Below are 15,661 nucleotides of genomic sequence, written 5' to 3'. Positions count from 1 at the left end.
AGGGCCGTGACGGTGTTTCCCGTTTCGGCCAGCCCAGGCGCGTGTGGGTGGTTGTGTGCCGCGCCCGATGCTTTGATGCGCCGCAACAATTCCAATTCTAGGGAAGCCAGGTTTAATGTCAAGCGCATTTTGTGCGTCGCACAAAAAGATTGTGGCGGTGCGCTGATTTTGTGCCGCAGCAGGCATTTCGGCAGGGCGGCGAGGGATGGTGAGCGATGCTAACATCGCGGCTTGCCTCGCTGTACGGCTGGCCGCCGCCTGCGAAAACCGACAAGACGTGAACAGAACCGCACAGGCCGACCCATGCTCGCCTTCTACGCCGACCATTTCGTGTTGCCGCTGCCGCCGGGACATCGTTTCCCGATGCGCAAGTACAGCATGCTGCGCGACACGGTCGCAACCCAGATTCCTGGCCTGCGCCTGGCCGAGGCGCCGCGCGCCGGCGACGATGCCCTGCTGCTGGCGCATACGCCGGAATACGTACAGGCCGCTTCCGCCGGCACGCTGGATGCCGCCCGCCAGCGCGAAATCGGCTTCCCGTGGTCCGAAGCCATGGTCGAGCGCTCGCGGCGCTCTGCCGGTGCCACCATCGAGGCGTGCCGGGCGGCCTTGCGCGAAGGCGTTGCCGTGAACCTCGCGGGCGGTACGCATCACGCGTATGCCGACAAGGGAGGCGGCTTCTGCGTGTTCAACGACGCTGCCATTGCGGCGCGCGTGCTACAGCGCGACGGCGACGTGCGCCGCGTGGCGGTGGTCGATCTCGACGTGCACCAGGGCAACGGCACGGCGTCGATCCTGCAAGGCGACCCCACCGTGTTCACGCTGTCGCTGCACGGCGAGAAAAACTACCCGTTCCGCAAGGAAGCCAGCGACCTCGACGTCGGCCTGCCGGACGGCTGCGACGACGATGGCTATGCCAGTGCGCTGCAGGCGGCACTGGATACGCTATTCAGCCGCTTCGCGCCCGACCTGCTGATCTACCTGGCCGGCGCCGATCCGCACGAGGGCGATCGGCTCGGGCGGCTCAAACTGAGCTTCGCCGGCCTGGCGCGGCGTGACCAACTGGTATTCGACGCCGCCATGGCGCGCGGACTGCCGGTGGCGGTGGCGATGGCCGGTGGCTACGGCAACCAGATCGAAGACACGGTCGCGGTCCACGTGCAGACCGTGCGCCTGGCCGCGCAATACCATGCCCGCCACGGCACGCTGGTGGGGGTGTCATGAGCGCCGCGGCAGAACCCGGCCGCGCGGTGGGCGCGGGCACCCGCCAGACGGCATGGGTGGCGGCGATGCCGTGGCTGTTCGTGCTGATCTGGAGCACCGGCTTCATCGTTGCCAAGTACGGCATGCCGTATGCGGAACCGATGACATTCCTGTTCCTGCGCTTTGCCGGCGTGCTGGTGCTGATGGTGCCGTTCGTGCTGCTGGCCGGCGTGCCGTTGCCGCGCGCGGCCGGCTCGACACATACCGACTGGCGCGTGGTCGGCCATCTTGCCGTGGCGGGCTTGCTGCTGCAGGGCGGCTACCTTGGTGGCGTGTGGGCGGCGATCAAGCTCGGCATGCCGGCCGGCGTGTCGGCGCTGATCGCGGGCATGCAGCCGATCCTGACCGCGCTGATCGCCGCGCGGCTGGGCGAGCGCATCAGCGGGCGCCAGTGGCTGGGCCTGCTCCTGGGCATCGCCGGCGTGGCACTGGTGGTGGGCAACAAGCTCGGCACCAGCGCGCTGACGCCGGCAAGCCTGGCGCTGGCGGTCGGCGCGCTGCTCAGCATTACCGTCGGCACGGTCTACCAGAAGCACTTCTGCCCGGTGTTCGACCTGCGCATGGGATCCGTGATCCAGTTCGGCGCCGCCGCGCTCGCCTGCCTGCCATTCATGTTCCTGTTCGAGACCCGCGGCGTGCAATGGACCGCCGCCATGATCGGCGCGCTGGCGTGGTCGGTGGTGGCGTTGTCCATCGGCGCCATCTCGCTGCTGTTCGTGCTGATCCGCCAGGGCGCGGCAACCAGGGTGTCGAGCCTGATGTACCTGACGCCGCCAACCACTGCCGTGATGGCCTGGCTGCTCTTCGGCGAACGCTTCCCGCCGCTGGCCGCCGCGGGCATGGTGCTTGCTGCGTCAGGGGTGGCACTGGTCATCCGCAGGTAGCGCTGGTGCGTTCGTTTCGCAGGCGCGAACGCGTCAACGGTTGCCCTGGCGCACTCCGTTTCCCTTTTCCGTTCTTGCCCAGTTCCTTGCTCGCCCCATGAAGCCACAAGCCGACCCGCGCAGTGCCTATCCGTACTTCCAGCCGATCACGACACGTTGGATGGATAACGATGTCTATGGCCACGTTAACAACGTTGTCTACTACAGTTATTTTGACACCGTGGTGAATACCTACCTGATCCGGCAGGGTGCGCTCGATCTCGAGTCGGGCAAGACAATCGGGCTGGTGATCGAGACGCAGTGCAACTACTTCTCGTCGCTCAGCTTCCCGGAGACCGTGGTCGCAGGCTTGCGCGTCGCCAGGCTCGGCACGTCGAGCGTGCGCTATGAGGTCGGCCTGTTCAGCGGCGACAACGAGGTTGCCGCCGCGCAGGGGCATTTCATCCACGTCTATGTCGATCGCGCCACGCGCCGGCCGGTACCGCTGCCGGCGCCGCTGCGCGAGGCGCTGCTGCCGCTGGCGGTCGCAGGCGCGCAAGGGTGACGGCGGGGCAATGGAGACGAACAAGATGTCCCTCGAGATGAAACCGGGTTCGCAGGACGCCGTGGCGTGCGTGGATCGTGCGATCCTGACACGGCGTTCGGTGCGGGCCTTTCTCGATACGCCCGTGCCGCGGGAGACCGTGGAAGACATTCTGGCCGTCGCCAGCCGCGCTCCCTCCGGCACCAATACGCAGCCATGGCGGGTCTATGTCCTGTCGGGAGAAGCCAAGGCAAAGTTGTGCGCCGATGTGCTTGCCGCTTACGAAGACCCCGAGCGCGACAGCAAGTACCTGGAGGAATACCCGTACTACCCCCGCGAATGGGCCAACCCCTACCTGGCGCGACGGCGCAAGGTGGGCTGGGACCTGTACGGCCTGCTTGAGATCAGCCGCGAGGACAAGGCGCGCATGCATGAGCAGCACGCGCGCAACTTCCGTTTCTTCGATGCGCCGGTGGGGATGATCTTTACCATCGACCGCATCATGGAGCAGGGCAGCTGGCTCGACTACGGCATGTTCCTGCAAAGCATCATGGTTGCCGCGCGGGCGCGCGCGCTGGATACCTGCCCGCAGGCGGCGTTCACGCAGTTCCACAAGATCATTGCCAGCCACTTGCTGCTGCCGCCGGAGGAAATGGTGGTGTGCGGCATGTCGCTGGGATTTGCCGATCCGGACGCGCCGGAAAATCGCATGACCACCGAACGGGAACCGGTGAGCGGGTTTGCGCGTTTCCTCTCATAGAGAGGTTTGTATCAATGTGTAACGATTGCTGCCGATATAGAGAGCGAATTGCCGTATTGGCCGTGATTGTTACTGGGGTGAGCAAGGCGGAGCGATTGTAGTTCGTTTGCGGACGTGACCTGTGGTCAACTTTTTCCACCATGTGGAAATGTTTGTAAATCGAACTTTAAGGAGCGTCTGTAAGTCTTTAATCTTGCTAACAATTTCTTAATTTTCTACACTAGCGCCATTCCTCATGCGCTGAACGAATCATGTTTCGGTCTGATTCCATTTTTTCCAGATTCTTCGGCTCCACGCCCTTGTCCGCCGTTGCCGCCGCGGTGCTGGTGTCGGTGTCGATGGTTGCAGCTCCCGTCGCCGAAGCTGCCAGTACGTCCGCAAGCACGCAAAAAGCGTCTAAAAAGCAGGCAACTAACGCTAAAGTCACCAAAAAATCCGCTTCCAAGGCTGTGAGCGCGAAGTCGCGCACCAGCAAGGTTGCCAAGAGCGAAGCCCGTTCCGGCCGCAAGGTGATCGTGCTGAAAAACGGCAAGCGCCAGGTCGTGGCCGCGCATCGCGCGGCGCCGGTGCGCGCCGTGTTCACGCCCGCCAAGCCATCGCTGGGCGAGGCGATGGGGCTGCGCGACACCGATGACGCGCTCGCGCTGCGCTCCAGCGTGGCGCTGGTGATGGACCAGGGCTCCAACGAGGTGCTGTTCCAGAAGAACGCCTCGGCGGTACTGCCGATCGCCTCGATCACCAAGCTGATGACCGCGCTGGTGGTCATGGACGCGCGCCTGCCGATGGATGAAGTGCTGACCATCACCGAGGAAGACCGCGACACCGAAAAGCACAGCAGCTCGCGCCTGCGCTTTGGTACGCAGCTGACCCGCCAGGAACTGCTGCTGCTGGCGCTGATGTCGTCCGAGAACCGTGCCGCTTCGGCGCTGGGCCGCCACTATCCGGGCGGGCTGCCGTCTTTCGTGCAGGCCATGAACCGCAAGGCGCGCGAGCTGGGCATGAACGACAGCCACTTTGTCGACTCAAGCGGCCTGTCGAGCAGTAATGTCTCGAGCGCGATGGACCTGGTGCGCATGGTCAACGCCGCATACCGCAACCCGACCATCCGCGAGTTCTCGACCCAGACCGAGCATGAGGTCAACGTGCTGGGCCGCACGCAGCACTATGTCAGCACCAACCGCCTGGTGCGCGGCGGCAACTGGGAGATCGGCCTGCAGAAGACCGGCTTTATCTCCGAGGCAGGCCAGTGCCTGGTGATGCAGGCACGCGTGCAGGGCCGCAATGTGGTGATGGTGTTCCTGGATTCGGCGGGCAAGCTGTCGCGCTTTGCCGATGCCAACCGTGTCAAGGACTGGCTGGAGCATGCGCCGTCGCAGCACCCGCAGGGCTTTCCCTCTTCCCCTAACTTGACGCAGCGTCCGGGCGGCGCGCACGCGATCCTGGCTTCGCAGCAGGGGCGTGGTATCTGATCGCTGGCCTGCAATGAAAAACGCGCCGGATCCCGGCGCGTTTTTTTGTACCAGCGCGACAGCGCTCAGAGCAGCTTGCCCGGGTTCATGATCCCGGCCGGATCAAATACCGCCTTGATCTCTCGCATCAGCCGCAATTCCAGAGGATCCTTGACCGCCAGGAAGGCATGGCGCTTGAGCTGGCCGATGCCGTGCTCGGCGCTGATGCTGCCGCCGTAGCGCATTACTTCATCCAGCACCGCGTCAGTCACCGCCTCGCCCTGGGCCGCTGCCCAGTCCTTGGGGGCGCCTGCCGGGCGCGACAGGTTGTAGTGCAGATTGCCATCGCCGAAGTGGCCAAAGACAAAGGGCCGGATCGCCGGGTCGAGCGCGCGCAGCCGGCTTGCCATTGACGCCATGAACGCCGGGATCTGTTCGATCGGCAGCGACACGTCGTGCTTCAGGTGCGGACCATCGGCGCGCTGTGCCTCGGAGATTTCCTCGCGCAGTTTCCACAGCGCCTGCAGCTGTGCCAGCGATGCCGAGACCGCCGCGTCGAGACAGAGTTCGCGCTCCAGCGCTTCGCTGATCACGCGCTCCAGCAGCGCGTTGAGCGCATCCTCATCCGTGGTGTCCGCCAGTTCGACCAGCACATAGGCGGGATAGCGCTGCGCGAACGGTTCCTGCACGCCTTCCGCGTGCGTCAGCACCAGGTCGAGGCAGTCGCCGGTAAAGAACTCGAATGCCTGCAGGCGCGCGCCGCACTGCGCGAACAGCAGCTCATACAGCTCCAGCGATTGCGCTGGCGAGGCTACTGCCGCCAGCACCACGCTACGCGTATCGGTGCGTGGGAACAGCCGCAGGGCCGCCGCCGTGATCACGCCCAGCGTGCCTTCCGAGCCGATCAGCAGCTGCTTCAGGTCGTAGCCGGTGTTGTCCTTGCGCAGCGTGCGCAAGCCGTTGAACACCTCGCCGTTGGGCAGCACGGCTTCGACGCCCAGCACCAGCTCGCGCGCCATGCCATAGCGCACCACGTTGACGCCGCCGGCATTGGTGGCCAGGTTGCCGCCGATCTGGCACGAATCCTCGGCCGCCAGCGAAAGCGGCAACAGCCGGTTGGCCTCCTGCGCGGCGCGGCGCAGGTTGCCGAGGATGCAGCCGGCCTCGGCCACCATGGTGTTGGCGATTGTGTCGAGCGAGCGCACCGCATTCATGCGGTCCAGGCTCAGCACCACGTTGCCCGCCTGACCGTCAGGCGTAGCACCGCCGCACAGGCCGGTATTGCCGCCGCGCGGCACCACCGGCACCGCCGCCTGCTGGCACAGCGCCAGCGCGCGCGAGACCTGTTCCACGCTGCGCGGACGCACCACTGCCTGCGCCTGCCCACGATAGATGCCGCGCCAGTCAGACAGCCACGGAGCGATGTCGTCGGGGTTGGTCAGGACAGTGTCGGGGCCGAGCGCTTCGGCGAGGCGTTGGGCGAAATGAGCGGTTTGCATGATGTTCGGTGTTTCCGTGGTGTCAGGGCTGCGCGGGGGAAGGGCTGGCGGTGCGCGCGCGCAGCGTCAGGCCAAGACGCCGCGCCGCGTTCCGTAGGTGGGTGACCGCGGCGGTCCGGGCTGCGTCGGGGTCGCCGCGGCGGATCGCGTCGACGATGGCTTCATGTTCGGCCTGCACGCCTTCGGCCAGCCCAGGCTGGCGCAGCGTATTGGCGCGCGCGGTGGCGACTGCCTGGTGCAGTTGCAGGTTCAGGTACTGCAGCAACTGGCGGTAATACGGGTTATGCGTCGCCGCGGCGATGCCGATATGGAAGGCCGCGTCGATATCGGTTGCCGGCTGCCCGTCGTGGAGGTGGGCATGCAGCCGCTCGAGCAGCGCAGCCAGCGCGGCGACGTCGTCATCGGTGCGGCGCACGGCCGCGAGCGCGGCCGCGGCGCCTTCCAGGTCGATGCGCAGGTCGTACAGGTCAGCCAGGCCGGCGGCGTCGATATCGGGCTCGCGCGGCAGCTGGAACCCCGCCGCGCCGGTCCGCGAGCGCACCGTGCAGCCCACGCCCTGGCGCGTCTCGACAAAGCCCTGCGAGCGCAGGTGCTCGGTGACTTCGCGGATCACCGCGGCGCTGACGCCATATTGCTCCGAGAGCTGTTTGCCGGTCGGCAGCCGGGTGCCGACCGGGTACGCGCCGCTTTCGATATCGGCGCGCAACTGGCGGGTGACCTGTTCGGTGAGGGTGACGGCACGGGTTCGCATGGCCGTCGATTATAAGGTTTGCTGGTTATCAGAAAACTAAGGGTAAACCTATATGAATCAATGTGCCCGATGCCGGAAGTAAAAACGCGCGGGCCGCCATTGCTGGCGGCCCGCGCGTCGTCGCGCTCTCGAACGAATGCCGGCGCTCAGGCCGCGGCTTCGGACACGTAGCCCATGCCGCGCGAGATCTGCAGCGCGGTTTCCTTCAGGTTCTGCAGCCAGCTGTCCTGGAGCCGGTCAGCCGGGGCCGACAGCGACAGGCCCGCCACCAGCCGGCGCGAGTCGTCGTAGATGCCGGCGGCAATGCAGCGCACGCCCAGTTCCAGTTCTTCATTGTCGCGGGCGTAGCCATTGGTGCGGACCCAGTTCAGCTCCCGCTCCAGCTTGGTCAGGTCCGTGATCGAGGTCCGGGTATGCCCGGCCAGGCCGGTGCGGGTGGCGTAGTTGCGCACGCGCGCCGACTCGTCGGCGGCCAGGAACAGCTTGCCGACCGAGGTCAGGTGCAGCGGCGCGCGGCCGCCGATGGCGCGCACCACCTGCATGCCGGAGCGCTCGCTGTAGGCGCGCTCGATATACACGATCTCGTCGCCCTGGCGTACCGACAGGTTGACCGTCTGCCCGGTCACGCGGTGCAGCGCGCGCATCGGCGCCAGCGCAGCGTCGCGCACCGACAGGCGAGCCTTGACCAGGTTGCCCAGTTCCAGCAGGCGCATGCCAAGACGGTAGCTGCCCGGATCGGAACGATCGACGAAACGGCAGGCCACCATGTCGTTAAGGATGCGGTGCGCGGTGGAAGGATGCAGGCCCGTGGCCAGCGACAGCTCTTTCAGGCTGACCGGGTCGGCGTGCTGGGCGAGGGCGTCCAGCAGGGTCATCATGCGCTCGATGACCTGGATGGACGTCTTGCCGGGTGACTTGTCTGCTTCGGACATAGTGGAAAGAGAGGAAATTGTTGCTTTGCGGCAATTTTAAGTGTCTGCCTGATTCTATCTCGCATCGTGAAAATTTCAATAGGTGAAATGACATTACGGTAAGAATCACGCCGTGATGTCGCCTGGGAAAGTGATGTGTTTCGCACCGCATTCATGCCGGCGATGAACCGCTTGTGCGCCACGCGCGGCCCAAGGCGCGCATAATTGCGGGGTTTTGGGGTCTGGAGAAGCCAACAATGCGAGTCGGTCTGTTCGCCACCTGCCTGGTGGACCTGATGCGTCCGGAGATCGGATTTTCGGTGCTGAAGCTGCTGGAAGCCGCGGGCTACGAGGTCATGGTGCCCGAGGCGCAGACCTGCTGCGGCCAGCCGGCATACAACTCGGGCGAGCGCCCGGTGTCGCGGGATCTCGCCGAGAAATTCCTGCGCGAGTTCGAGATGTTCGACTACATCGTGGTCCCGTCGGGAAGCTGCGGCGGCATGATCCGCCACCACTACGGTGACCTGCTGCGCGACGATCCGGAGCTGAACGGCCGCTATGAACGCCTGCGCGAACGGGTGTACGAGCTGACCGAGTTCCTGGTCAACGTTGCGCGCGTCGAGACGCTGCCGTCCGGTTTTGCCGGCCATATCACTTACCACGATTCCTGTTCCGGCCTGCGCGAGCTGGGCGTCAAGCAACAGCCGCGCGAACTGCTGTCGCGCCTGCCCGGCGTCCAGCTCACCGAGATGAAGGACTGCGAAGCCTGCTGCGGCTTCGGCGGCACGTTCTCGGTCAAGTACGGCAATATCTCGACGGCCATCGTCGACGAGAAATGCGCCAACATCAAGGCCAGCGGCGCCGATGCGGTGGTGCTGGGCGACCTGGGCTGCATCCTCAATATCGAAGGCCGGCTGCGCCGCACCGGCGACAGCCAGACCCGCGTGCTGCATATCGCCCAGGTGCTGGCCGGCGACGCCTGACAACGAGAGACGCCACGATGCAAGTCCACAGTATGGAATTCAAGGCGCGCGCCGGCCAGAAGCTGGCCGACCAGCGCCTGCAGCAGAACCTGAAGAAGCTCTCGACCAAGTTCGTCACGGCACGCGCCGATGCCATCCGCGACATCGACTTCGACGCCACGCGCGAGGCGCTGAAGGAGCGCCGCAACCGCGCGCTCGAAAACCTCGATGTCTGGCTGGCGACGTTCGAGCAGAACGCCACCAGCCGCGGCGCCACGGTCCTGTTCGCCGAGACCACCGCCGACGCCGCGCGCCTGGTCGCCGAGATCGCGCAGAAGCACGGCGTGAAGAAGGTCATCAAGAGCAAGTCGATGGTGACCGAGGAAATGCGCCTGAACCAGGTGCTGGGCGAGATGGGTGTGCAGAGCATCGAGACCGACCTCGGCGAGTACATCCTGCAGATCAACGACTCGGAGCCGCCATCGCACATCATTGCGCCGGTGGTGCACAAGGACAAGGACGAGATCGCCGACCTGTTCGCCAGGGTTCACCACAAGCCGCGGCTGACCGATATCCCGGAGATGACCCGCGAGGCGCGCGAGGTGCTGCGCCCGGAATTCCTGTCGGCCGACATGGGCGTGACCGGAGGCAACTTCATCATCGCCGAGACCGGGTCGGTCGCGGTGGTTACCAATGAAGGCAACGAAGGCATGTGCACGGTGATGCCGCGCGTGCACGTGGCCGTGACCGGCATCGAGAAGGTGTTGCCGACGCTGGAAGACCTGGCCACGGTCATGCGCCTGCTGCCGCGTTCGGCCACTGGCCAGGCGATCTCCAACTACTTCTCGCTGCTGACCGGCCCGCGCGCCGAAGGCGAGCGCGATGGCCCCGAGCATATGTACTTCGTGCTGGTCGACGGCGGCCGCTCGGGGCTGATCGGCGGCGATTTCCAGGAGATGCTGCGCTGCATCCGCTGCGGCGCCTGCATGAACCATTGCCCGGTCTACCAGAAGATCGGCGGCCATGCCTATGGCTGGGTCTATCCGGGGCCAATGGGCAGCGTGCTGACGCCCAGCTACGTAGGCCTGGCGAATGCGGTGGACCTGCCGCAGGCGGCGACCATGTGCGGCGAATGCAATCGGGTCTGTCCGGCTTCGATCCCGCTGTCGGACCTGTTGCGCAAGCTGCGCGAGAAGCAGATGGAACGCGGCCTGCGACCGTGGCAGGAGCGCTTTGCGCTGAAGGCCTGGGGCTACGTGGCCAAGCGGCCCGACCTGTACGCCTTTGCCACGCGCATCGGTGCCTGGTGGCTGGGCCGCATGGGCGGCGGCAACAAGCTGATCACCAGCCTGCCGATGGCCGGCAAGGGCTGGACCGAAACCCGCGACATGCCGGCCCCGTCGGGCCGTACGTTCCGCGAACTCTACAAGGAAAGGAGGGCGCGTTCATGAGCGCAGCCAACACGGAAACGCTGGCGCGCATGCGCGCCGCACTGGACCGGCACGTCGCGGGGGCCATGCCCGCGCAGGAACTCGTGCGTGCGTGGCGCGATGCCGGCAGCGGGCTGGCGCTGCCGCCCGTCTATGGGCAGGCGATGGAAGAGCTGCTGCGCAGGCTGGAGATGTCGGCGGTGTTTGCGCAGGACAGTTGCTCGTTCTCGAGCAGCGCGGTGACGGACCAGCTGGCGAGGTGGCTGGACAAGGCGGCCACGGCCTGAGGCCGATACGCCTCGCCGCAGCCGCCCCCGCGGCTCAACGCTTCATCATCCCCGTCAGCGTCTCCACGAACTCCAGCGACAGCCGCGACAGCGGCTCCGTCTGCACATGGAAGATCTGCACCGAGGCATTGACCCTGGTGCGGATCGGCACGGCGACGATATTGGGCCAGTTCGCGCCGAATACCGTCATGGCATCGACCAGCGCGATGCCGGCACCGGCCTGCGCCAGCGCGCGCGCCACATGGGCCTGCTCCACCTGTACCCGCATGTCGGGCTGGTCGCCATCGTTGCCGAACATCTCGTGCACCAGCAGCGCGAACGGCACATCGGGTCCATAGCCAATCAGGTCTTCGCCGATCAGGTCGGCGGGGCGCACCCATTTGCGCGTGGCCAGCCGATGTTCCACCGGCACCAGCGCGACGATCTCGTTCTTCACCAGCAGCCGCGCCTCCAGGTTAGGGTGCGTCAGCGGCATGTTCGACACCGCCAGGTCCACCTGTCCCGATAGCAGCGCACGCAACATGTTGCCGGGGATCTGCGTGCGCACCACCACGCGCACCGCCGGGTGCGCGGCGCGGAAGCTGGCGATCGCGCGCGGCAGCACGGTCTGCCCCAGGTTGGGGCTGCATGTGATGCGCAGGCTGCCGGTCCGGTTGGCGGCGAGATCCTCGGCGATCTCGTTGACGCGCTCGATCCCTTCATAGACCGCATTGACTTCGCCCAGCAGCCGCCGCGCTTCCGGCGTGGGGTAGAGCCGCCCCTTGGTGCGGCGGAACAGTTCGAGGCCGAGCCGTTGTTCCGTGTGCGACATCAGCCGGCTGATGGCCGGTTGCGACACATAGAGCAGCTTCGATGCGCCGCTGATCGATCCGGTCAGCATCACCGCGCGGAAGACTTCGATCTGGCGCAGGTTCATTTTCATGGCATTAACCTGATGTTAAGGCAGGCGGATATATAAGCATATGACAGTCAAGGGCGCCAACCCTACACTGGACTCCATCGACACACCACACACTGATCTGGAGAGCGGGGACCGTATGGCTGACATTCATCTCACCTATCTCAACGGCCGGGACATTGCGCGGCTGGAAATGACCGATGCCGAAATCATCGATGCGGTGGAACAGGCACTGGTTGCGCAGGGCAATGGCCAGACCGTGATCGAGCCGCGCGTGCACCTGATGCCGGACCCGGCCTTCAACGGCCACTTCAACGTGCTGCGCGGCTACGTGGCGCCGCTGGGGCTGGCCGGCGTCAAGGTCGTCGGCGATTTCGTCGACAACTACAAGCTCGGCCTGCCTTCGGAGATGGCCATGCTGAACCTGTTCGATCCGCGCACCGGCATGCCGGTGGCGGTGATCGACGCCACCTTCATCACCGATGCCCGCACCGGCGCGCTGACCGCGCTCGGCGCCAAGCACCTGGCACGCCGCGACAGCAAGGTGCTGGGCCATATCGGCGCGCGCGGCACCTCGTACTGGAATGTGCGCCTGCTCGACAGCCTCTATGACTTCGACGAGATCCGCGTGCATTCGCGCCGTCCGGAAAGCCGCAATGCCTTTGCCGCGCGGCTGGAGCGCGATCTCGGCAAGAAGATCGTGGTGACGGACGACTGGGAATCGTGCGTGCGCGGCGCCGACATCGTGGTCGAGGCGTCGCGCCTGGAGCGCCCGACGCCGATGCTCAAGACCGAATGGATCAAGCCCGGTGCGTTCGTCGTGCCCTACGGCACCATGAGCGCGGTCGAGCTGTCGCTGACCGACATCATGACGCGGATGGTGGTGGACGACTGGGGCCAGTGCAAGGGCGGCATGTTCGGCTCGCTGCGCGCGCATGTCGAAGCGGGCAAGCTGTCGGAACAGACGCTCTACGCCGAACTGGGCGAGATCGCCGCCGGCCGCAAGCCCGGCCGCCAGAGCGACGACGAAACCAACCTGTTCTGGCACCGCGGCCTGTCGCTCAGCGATATCGCGCTGGGACATGCCATCCTGAAGAAGGCCGAGCAGCGCGGGCTGGGCCAGAAGCTGGTGTACGCATGATTGCCAATGCCCGCATGTACGCGGTAACGCCGCAGGCCGAAGCGGCATGGCGCGCGCTGCTGGCGCGCGTGTCCGAGCGCGCGGGCGTTGCGTTGCCGTATGTCGGGCATCCCGCGCCGGCGCCGGTCAGCGCGCTGTGGGCGCGGCCGGACTGCGGCTGCGTGTTCATGTGTGGCTATCCGTACGCGAGCGCGCCGGTTACGCCGCAGTTGCTGGCCGCGCCGGTTCCGTCGCATGCGCGCTATGGCGGAAGGCCGGTCTATTTCACGGAGTTCATCGTGCGCGCCGATGCGCCGGTGCAGTCCCTGGCGCAAACCTTCGGCGGGCGGCTGGCATGCATGTTGCCTGAGTCGAACTCGGGCTATAACGCGCCGCGCTATTACCTGATGCGGCTGGCACCGGCGGGTACGCAGTCGCTGTACCGGCCCGCTGCGATGGCCACGCCAACTCCGCGCGAGGTCATCGATGCCGTGCTTGCTGGCGATGCCGACGTGGGGGTGATCGACAGCTATGTGATGGACCTGCTGCGCCGCTATGACCCGGGGCTTGCCGCGCAGCTGAAGACGCTGGCGCTGACGCCGCCCGCACCGATTCCGGTGCTGGTCGCGTCGGCGGGAACCGATCCGCAGCAGTGTGCTCGCGTGCGTGCGGCATTGCTGGGAATGCATGAGGATGCCGCCGGCACCGCGCTGCTGGCGTCGCTGGAACTGGCGCGCTTCGTTGAGGTGCAGCCGGGCGACTATGCCTGCCTGCCCGCGATGGCGAATGAAGCGGATCGCGCGAGCTTTGCGCTGACCGGTCCCGCCGCTGCAGAGCGGGGCACGGGATAGGCAACGTGTCTGACCGCACACGGCCATCGGCGATAACAAGACTGCCGGCGCGGTGGAGGAGCCATAGCCTGATTACTGCCAAATTGGGGAAAACGTCATGAAATCCGCTGTGAATGCCGCTGTGAAATCCGATGTTAAGTCTTTCGTGAGTTCTGACATCCGGCGCCTTGCCATGCATTGCCTGTTTGCCTGTGCGGCAGCCTGCGCGGCATGGCTCGGTGCGGCGCCGGCCCATGCCCAGCCGCCGGCTTATCCCGCCAGGCCGGTCCGCCTGATCGTGCCGTTTGCCGCCGGCGGCCCCGCCGACGTGCTGGCGCGCGCCGTCGGGGAGGGCATCGCCAAGGCCACCGGCCAGAGCGTGCTGGTCGAGAACAAGGCCGGCGCCGCCGGCACCATCGGTGTCGACATGGTGGCCAAGGCAGCGCCAGACGGCTACACCATCGCACTGGTGCCGGTCGGGAATATCGCGGTGAATCCCACGCTGATGCCAAACCTTCCCTACAAGCAGTCCGACCTGGCGCCGGTGGCGATGCTCGCCACCGCCGAAAACGTGCTGGTGGTCAACGCGGCCACGCCGGCCAGATCGCTGGCGGACCTGCTCAAGCTGGCCGCACAGAAACCGGGCGAACTGAGTTTCGCCTCGCCCGGCGCCGGCAGCCAGGCGCACCTCGCCGGGGAACTGCTGCAGCTCGATGCCAACGTCAAGCTGAACCACGTGCCGTACAAGGGCGTGAGCCCGGCCATGACCGATGTGGTCGGCGGGCAGGTGACGATGATGTTCGCGCAGCTGTCGGCGGCGTTGCCCTATATCAAGGCAGGCAAGCTGCGCGCCCTGGGCGTGGCCAGCACCAAACGCTCGACGGTGCTGCCCGATGTGCCGACGATCGCGGAGCAGGGCTTCCCGAAATTCGAGGCGGTGTCGTGGTATGCGCTGATGGCGCCGGCGGGTACGCCGCCCGAGATCGTACGCAAGCTCAGCCAGCATGCCGACGCGGTGCTGGCCGATGCGGCGCTGAAGGAAAAGCTGGCAACGCTGGGGATGGAGGCGGCGGGTGGCACGCCGCAGCAGCTGGCGGCAACAATCCAGAAGGAGAGTGTCCGGTGGGCGGGGTTGATCAGACAGCGGCGCATCACGATCGATTAGTCGTTTGCATGCTGCCGGTTTGCTCCCCTCTCCCGCTCGCGGGAGAGGGGAGCAAACATTCGGGACACTCAAGCGTCATCGAACGCAAAAGAATGGGGAGCCAAAGCTCCCCATTCTTCTTGGATGTCAGCGCTGTCAGCCCAGCAACAGCGCGTCATCATCCAGCTGTTCATGCCGCGTCTGCTCGAACATCTTCAGCAGGTCCGGCACATCCAGCCCCTTGCGCTTGTCGCCAGAGACATCCAGCACCACCTGTCCCTGGTGCAGCATCACCGTGCGCTGCCCGTAGTCCAGCGCCTGGCGCATGCTGTGCGTCACCATCATCGTCGTCAGCTTGCTCTCCTCGACGATGCGCGCGGTCAGTTCCAGCACGAACGCGGCGGTCTTCGGGTCCAGCGCGGCGGTATGCTCGTCCAGCAGCAGGATGCGCGACGGCTGCAGCGATGCCATCAGCAGGCTCACCGCCTGGCGCTGGCCGCCGGACAGCAGGCCGATGCGGTCGGTCAGGCGGTTTTCCAGCCCCAGGTTCAGCAGCCGCAGCTTCTCGCGGAACAGCTCGCGCGAGGCGCGGTTCAGCGCCGGGCGGAAACCCCGCTTCGCGCCGCGCGCCATCGCCAGGGCCATGTTCTCCTCGATGGTCAGCGCCTCGCAGGTTCCGGCCATCGGGTCCTGGAACACGCGCGCCACCAGGTGCGCCCGGTCCCATGCCGGCTGGCGCGTGACGTCGGTGTCATCGATGGTGATGCGGCCCGAGTCGACCATCTGGTCGCCGCTGATCGCGTTCAGGAAGGTCGACTTGCCGGCGCCATTGGAGCCGATCACGGCGACGAACTGGCCGCTCGGGATTTCCAGCGTGAGTCCGCGCAGCGCGCGGGTCTCGATCGGGGTGCCCGGGTTGAAGGTGAGCTTCAGGTCTTGTGCGCGCAGCAT

Annotated in this window: 16 protein-coding genes; 11 read left to right on the top strand and 5 right to left on the bottom strand. The window is 66.1% G+C overall.

All coding sequences use genetic code 11. The features are described from left to right. The first annotated feature begins 303 nt into the window (after nt 1-303). From IPF36_RS18850 to pbpG, 5 genes are all read left to right on the top strand, one after another. On the top strand, nt 304-1,224 hold the full coding sequence (locus tag IPF36_RS18850) for a histone deacetylase (protein WP_135705002.1): 921 nt from the start codon (nt 304-306) through the stop codon (nt 1,222-1,224). Next, entirely contained in the window at nt 1,221-2,147 is a 927-nt protein-coding gene (locus IPF36_RS18845; protein ID WP_195429539.1) for a DMT family transporter, read from the top strand. The genes IPF36_RS18850 and IPF36_RS18845 overlap by 4 nt, the downstream gene beginning before the upstream one ends. A gap of 97 nt (nt 2,148-2,244) precedes the next feature. Then, nucleotides 2,245-2,691, top strand: a complete 447-nt coding sequence (locus IPF36_RS18840) for a thioesterase family protein (protein WP_133096802.1) — start codon at nt 2,245-2,247, stop codon at nt 2,689-2,691. Nucleotides 2,692-2,716: 25 nt separating this feature from the next. After that, nucleotides 2,717-3,430: a nitroreductase gene (locus IPF36_RS18835; protein WP_133096803.1), complete on the top strand. Its 714-nt coding sequence runs from the start codon at nt 2,717-2,719 to the stop codon at nt 3,428-3,430. 251 nt (nt 3,431-3,681) lie between these two features. After that, nucleotides 3,682-4,899, top strand: a complete 1,218-nt coding sequence (gene pbpG / locus IPF36_RS18830) for a D-alanyl-D-alanine endopeptidase (protein ID WP_195429537.1) — start codon at nt 3,682-3,684, stop codon at nt 4,897-4,899. A 65-nt stretch (nt 4,900-4,964) separates the two neighbouring features. Here pbpG and IPF36_RS18825 read toward each other — a convergent pair whose 3' ends face one another. The 3 genes from IPF36_RS18825 to IPF36_RS18815 all read right to left on the bottom strand — a co-directional run bounded on the left by IPF36_RS18825 (nt 4,965) and on the right by IPF36_RS18815 (nt 8,060). Beyond that, entirely contained in the window at nt 4,965-6,377 is a 1,413-nt protein-coding gene (locus IPF36_RS18825; protein ID WP_195429535.1) for an FAD-binding oxidoreductase, read from the bottom strand. A 22-nt stretch (nt 6,378-6,399) separates the two neighbouring features. Beyond that, a complete protein-coding gene (locus tag IPF36_RS18820) occupies nt 6,400-7,128 on the bottom strand; it encodes a FadR/GntR family transcriptional regulator (protein ID WP_133096806.1) in 729 nt (242 codons plus the stop codon). Between the two features lie 146 nt (nt 7,129-7,274). After that, nucleotides 7,275-8,060 (bottom strand): IclR family transcriptional regulator, encoded by a 786-nt coding sequence (locus IPF36_RS18815; RefSeq protein WP_029047693.1) that lies wholly within the window; start codon nt 8,058-8,060, stop codon nt 7,275-7,277. A 236-nt stretch (nt 8,061-8,296) separates the two neighbouring features. Here IPF36_RS18815 and IPF36_RS18810 point away from each other — a divergent pair, with 236 nt between their 5' ends. Genes IPF36_RS18810 through IPF36_RS18800 form a run of 3 tightly spaced genes read left to right on the top strand, consistent with a single transcriptional unit; the run spans nt 8,297 to nt 10,718 of the window. Next, on the top strand, nt 8,297-9,022 hold the full coding sequence (locus IPF36_RS18810) for a (Fe-S)-binding protein (protein WP_133096807.1): 726 nt from the start codon (nt 8,297-8,299) through the stop codon (nt 9,020-9,022). Nucleotides 9,023-9,039: 17 nt separating this feature from the next. Next, nucleotides 9,040-10,452: a LutB/LldF family L-lactate oxidation iron-sulfur protein gene (locus IPF36_RS18805; RefSeq protein ID WP_195429533.1), complete on the top strand. Its 1,413-nt coding sequence runs from the start codon at nt 9,040-9,042 to the stop codon at nt 10,450-10,452. Further along, complete coding sequence (locus IPF36_RS18800; protein ID WP_133096809.1) at nt 10,449-10,718, top strand: hypothetical protein; 270 nt, start codon at nt 10,449-10,451, stop codon at nt 10,716-10,718. The genes IPF36_RS18805 and IPF36_RS18800 overlap by 4 nt, the downstream gene beginning before the upstream one ends. Nucleotides 10,719-10,752: 34 nt before the next feature. On the opposite strand, the gene IPF36_RS18795 is transcribed toward IPF36_RS18800, so the two are convergent. Then, nucleotides 10,753-11,640 carry a LysR substrate-binding domain-containing protein gene (locus tag IPF36_RS18795; RefSeq protein ID WP_133096810.1) on the bottom strand — a complete coding sequence of 296 codons (888 nt, stop codon included), beginning with the start codon at nt 11,638-11,640 and terminating at the stop codon, nt 10,753-10,755. 115 nt (nt 11,641-11,755) lie between these two features. On the opposite strand from IPF36_RS18795, the gene IPF36_RS18790 reads away from it, so the two are divergent. The 3 genes from IPF36_RS18790 to IPF36_RS18780 all read left to right on the top strand — a co-directional run bounded on the left by IPF36_RS18790 (nt 11,756) and on the right by IPF36_RS18780 (nt 14,731). Beyond that, nucleotides 11,756-12,757 (top strand): ornithine cyclodeaminase family protein, encoded by a 1,002-nt coding sequence (locus tag IPF36_RS18790; RefSeq protein WP_133096811.1) that lies wholly within the window; start codon nt 11,756-11,758, stop codon nt 12,755-12,757. Next, nucleotides 12,754-13,587: a phosphate/phosphite/phosphonate ABC transporter substrate-binding protein gene (locus IPF36_RS18785; protein ID WP_195429531.1), complete on the top strand. Its 834-nt coding sequence runs from the start codon at nt 12,754-12,756 to the stop codon at nt 13,585-13,587. The genes IPF36_RS18790 and IPF36_RS18785 overlap by 4 nt, the downstream gene beginning before the upstream one ends. 97 nt (nt 13,588-13,684) lie before the next feature. Further along, complete coding sequence (locus IPF36_RS18780) at nt 13,685-14,731, top strand: tripartite tricarboxylate transporter substrate binding protein (RefSeq protein ID WP_133096813.1); 1,047 nt, start codon at nt 13,685-13,687, stop codon at nt 14,729-14,731. A gap of 135 nt (nt 14,732-14,866) precedes the next feature. Here the strand turns inward: IPF36_RS18780 and IPF36_RS18775 are convergent, their stop codons facing one another. After that, complete coding sequence (locus IPF36_RS18775) at nt 14,867-15,661, bottom strand: ABC transporter ATP-binding protein (protein ID WP_063238620.1); 795 nt, start codon at nt 15,659-15,661, stop codon at nt 14,867-14,869.

Source organism: Cupriavidus sp. IK-TO18, from assembly GCF_015549295.1.
In the GTDB taxonomy this organism is placed as follows: domain Bacteria; phylum Pseudomonadota; class Gammaproteobacteria; order Burkholderiales; family Burkholderiaceae; genus Cupriavidus; species Cupriavidus oxalaticus_A.
This window is presented reverse-complemented; position numbering and strand designations above follow the sequence as displayed.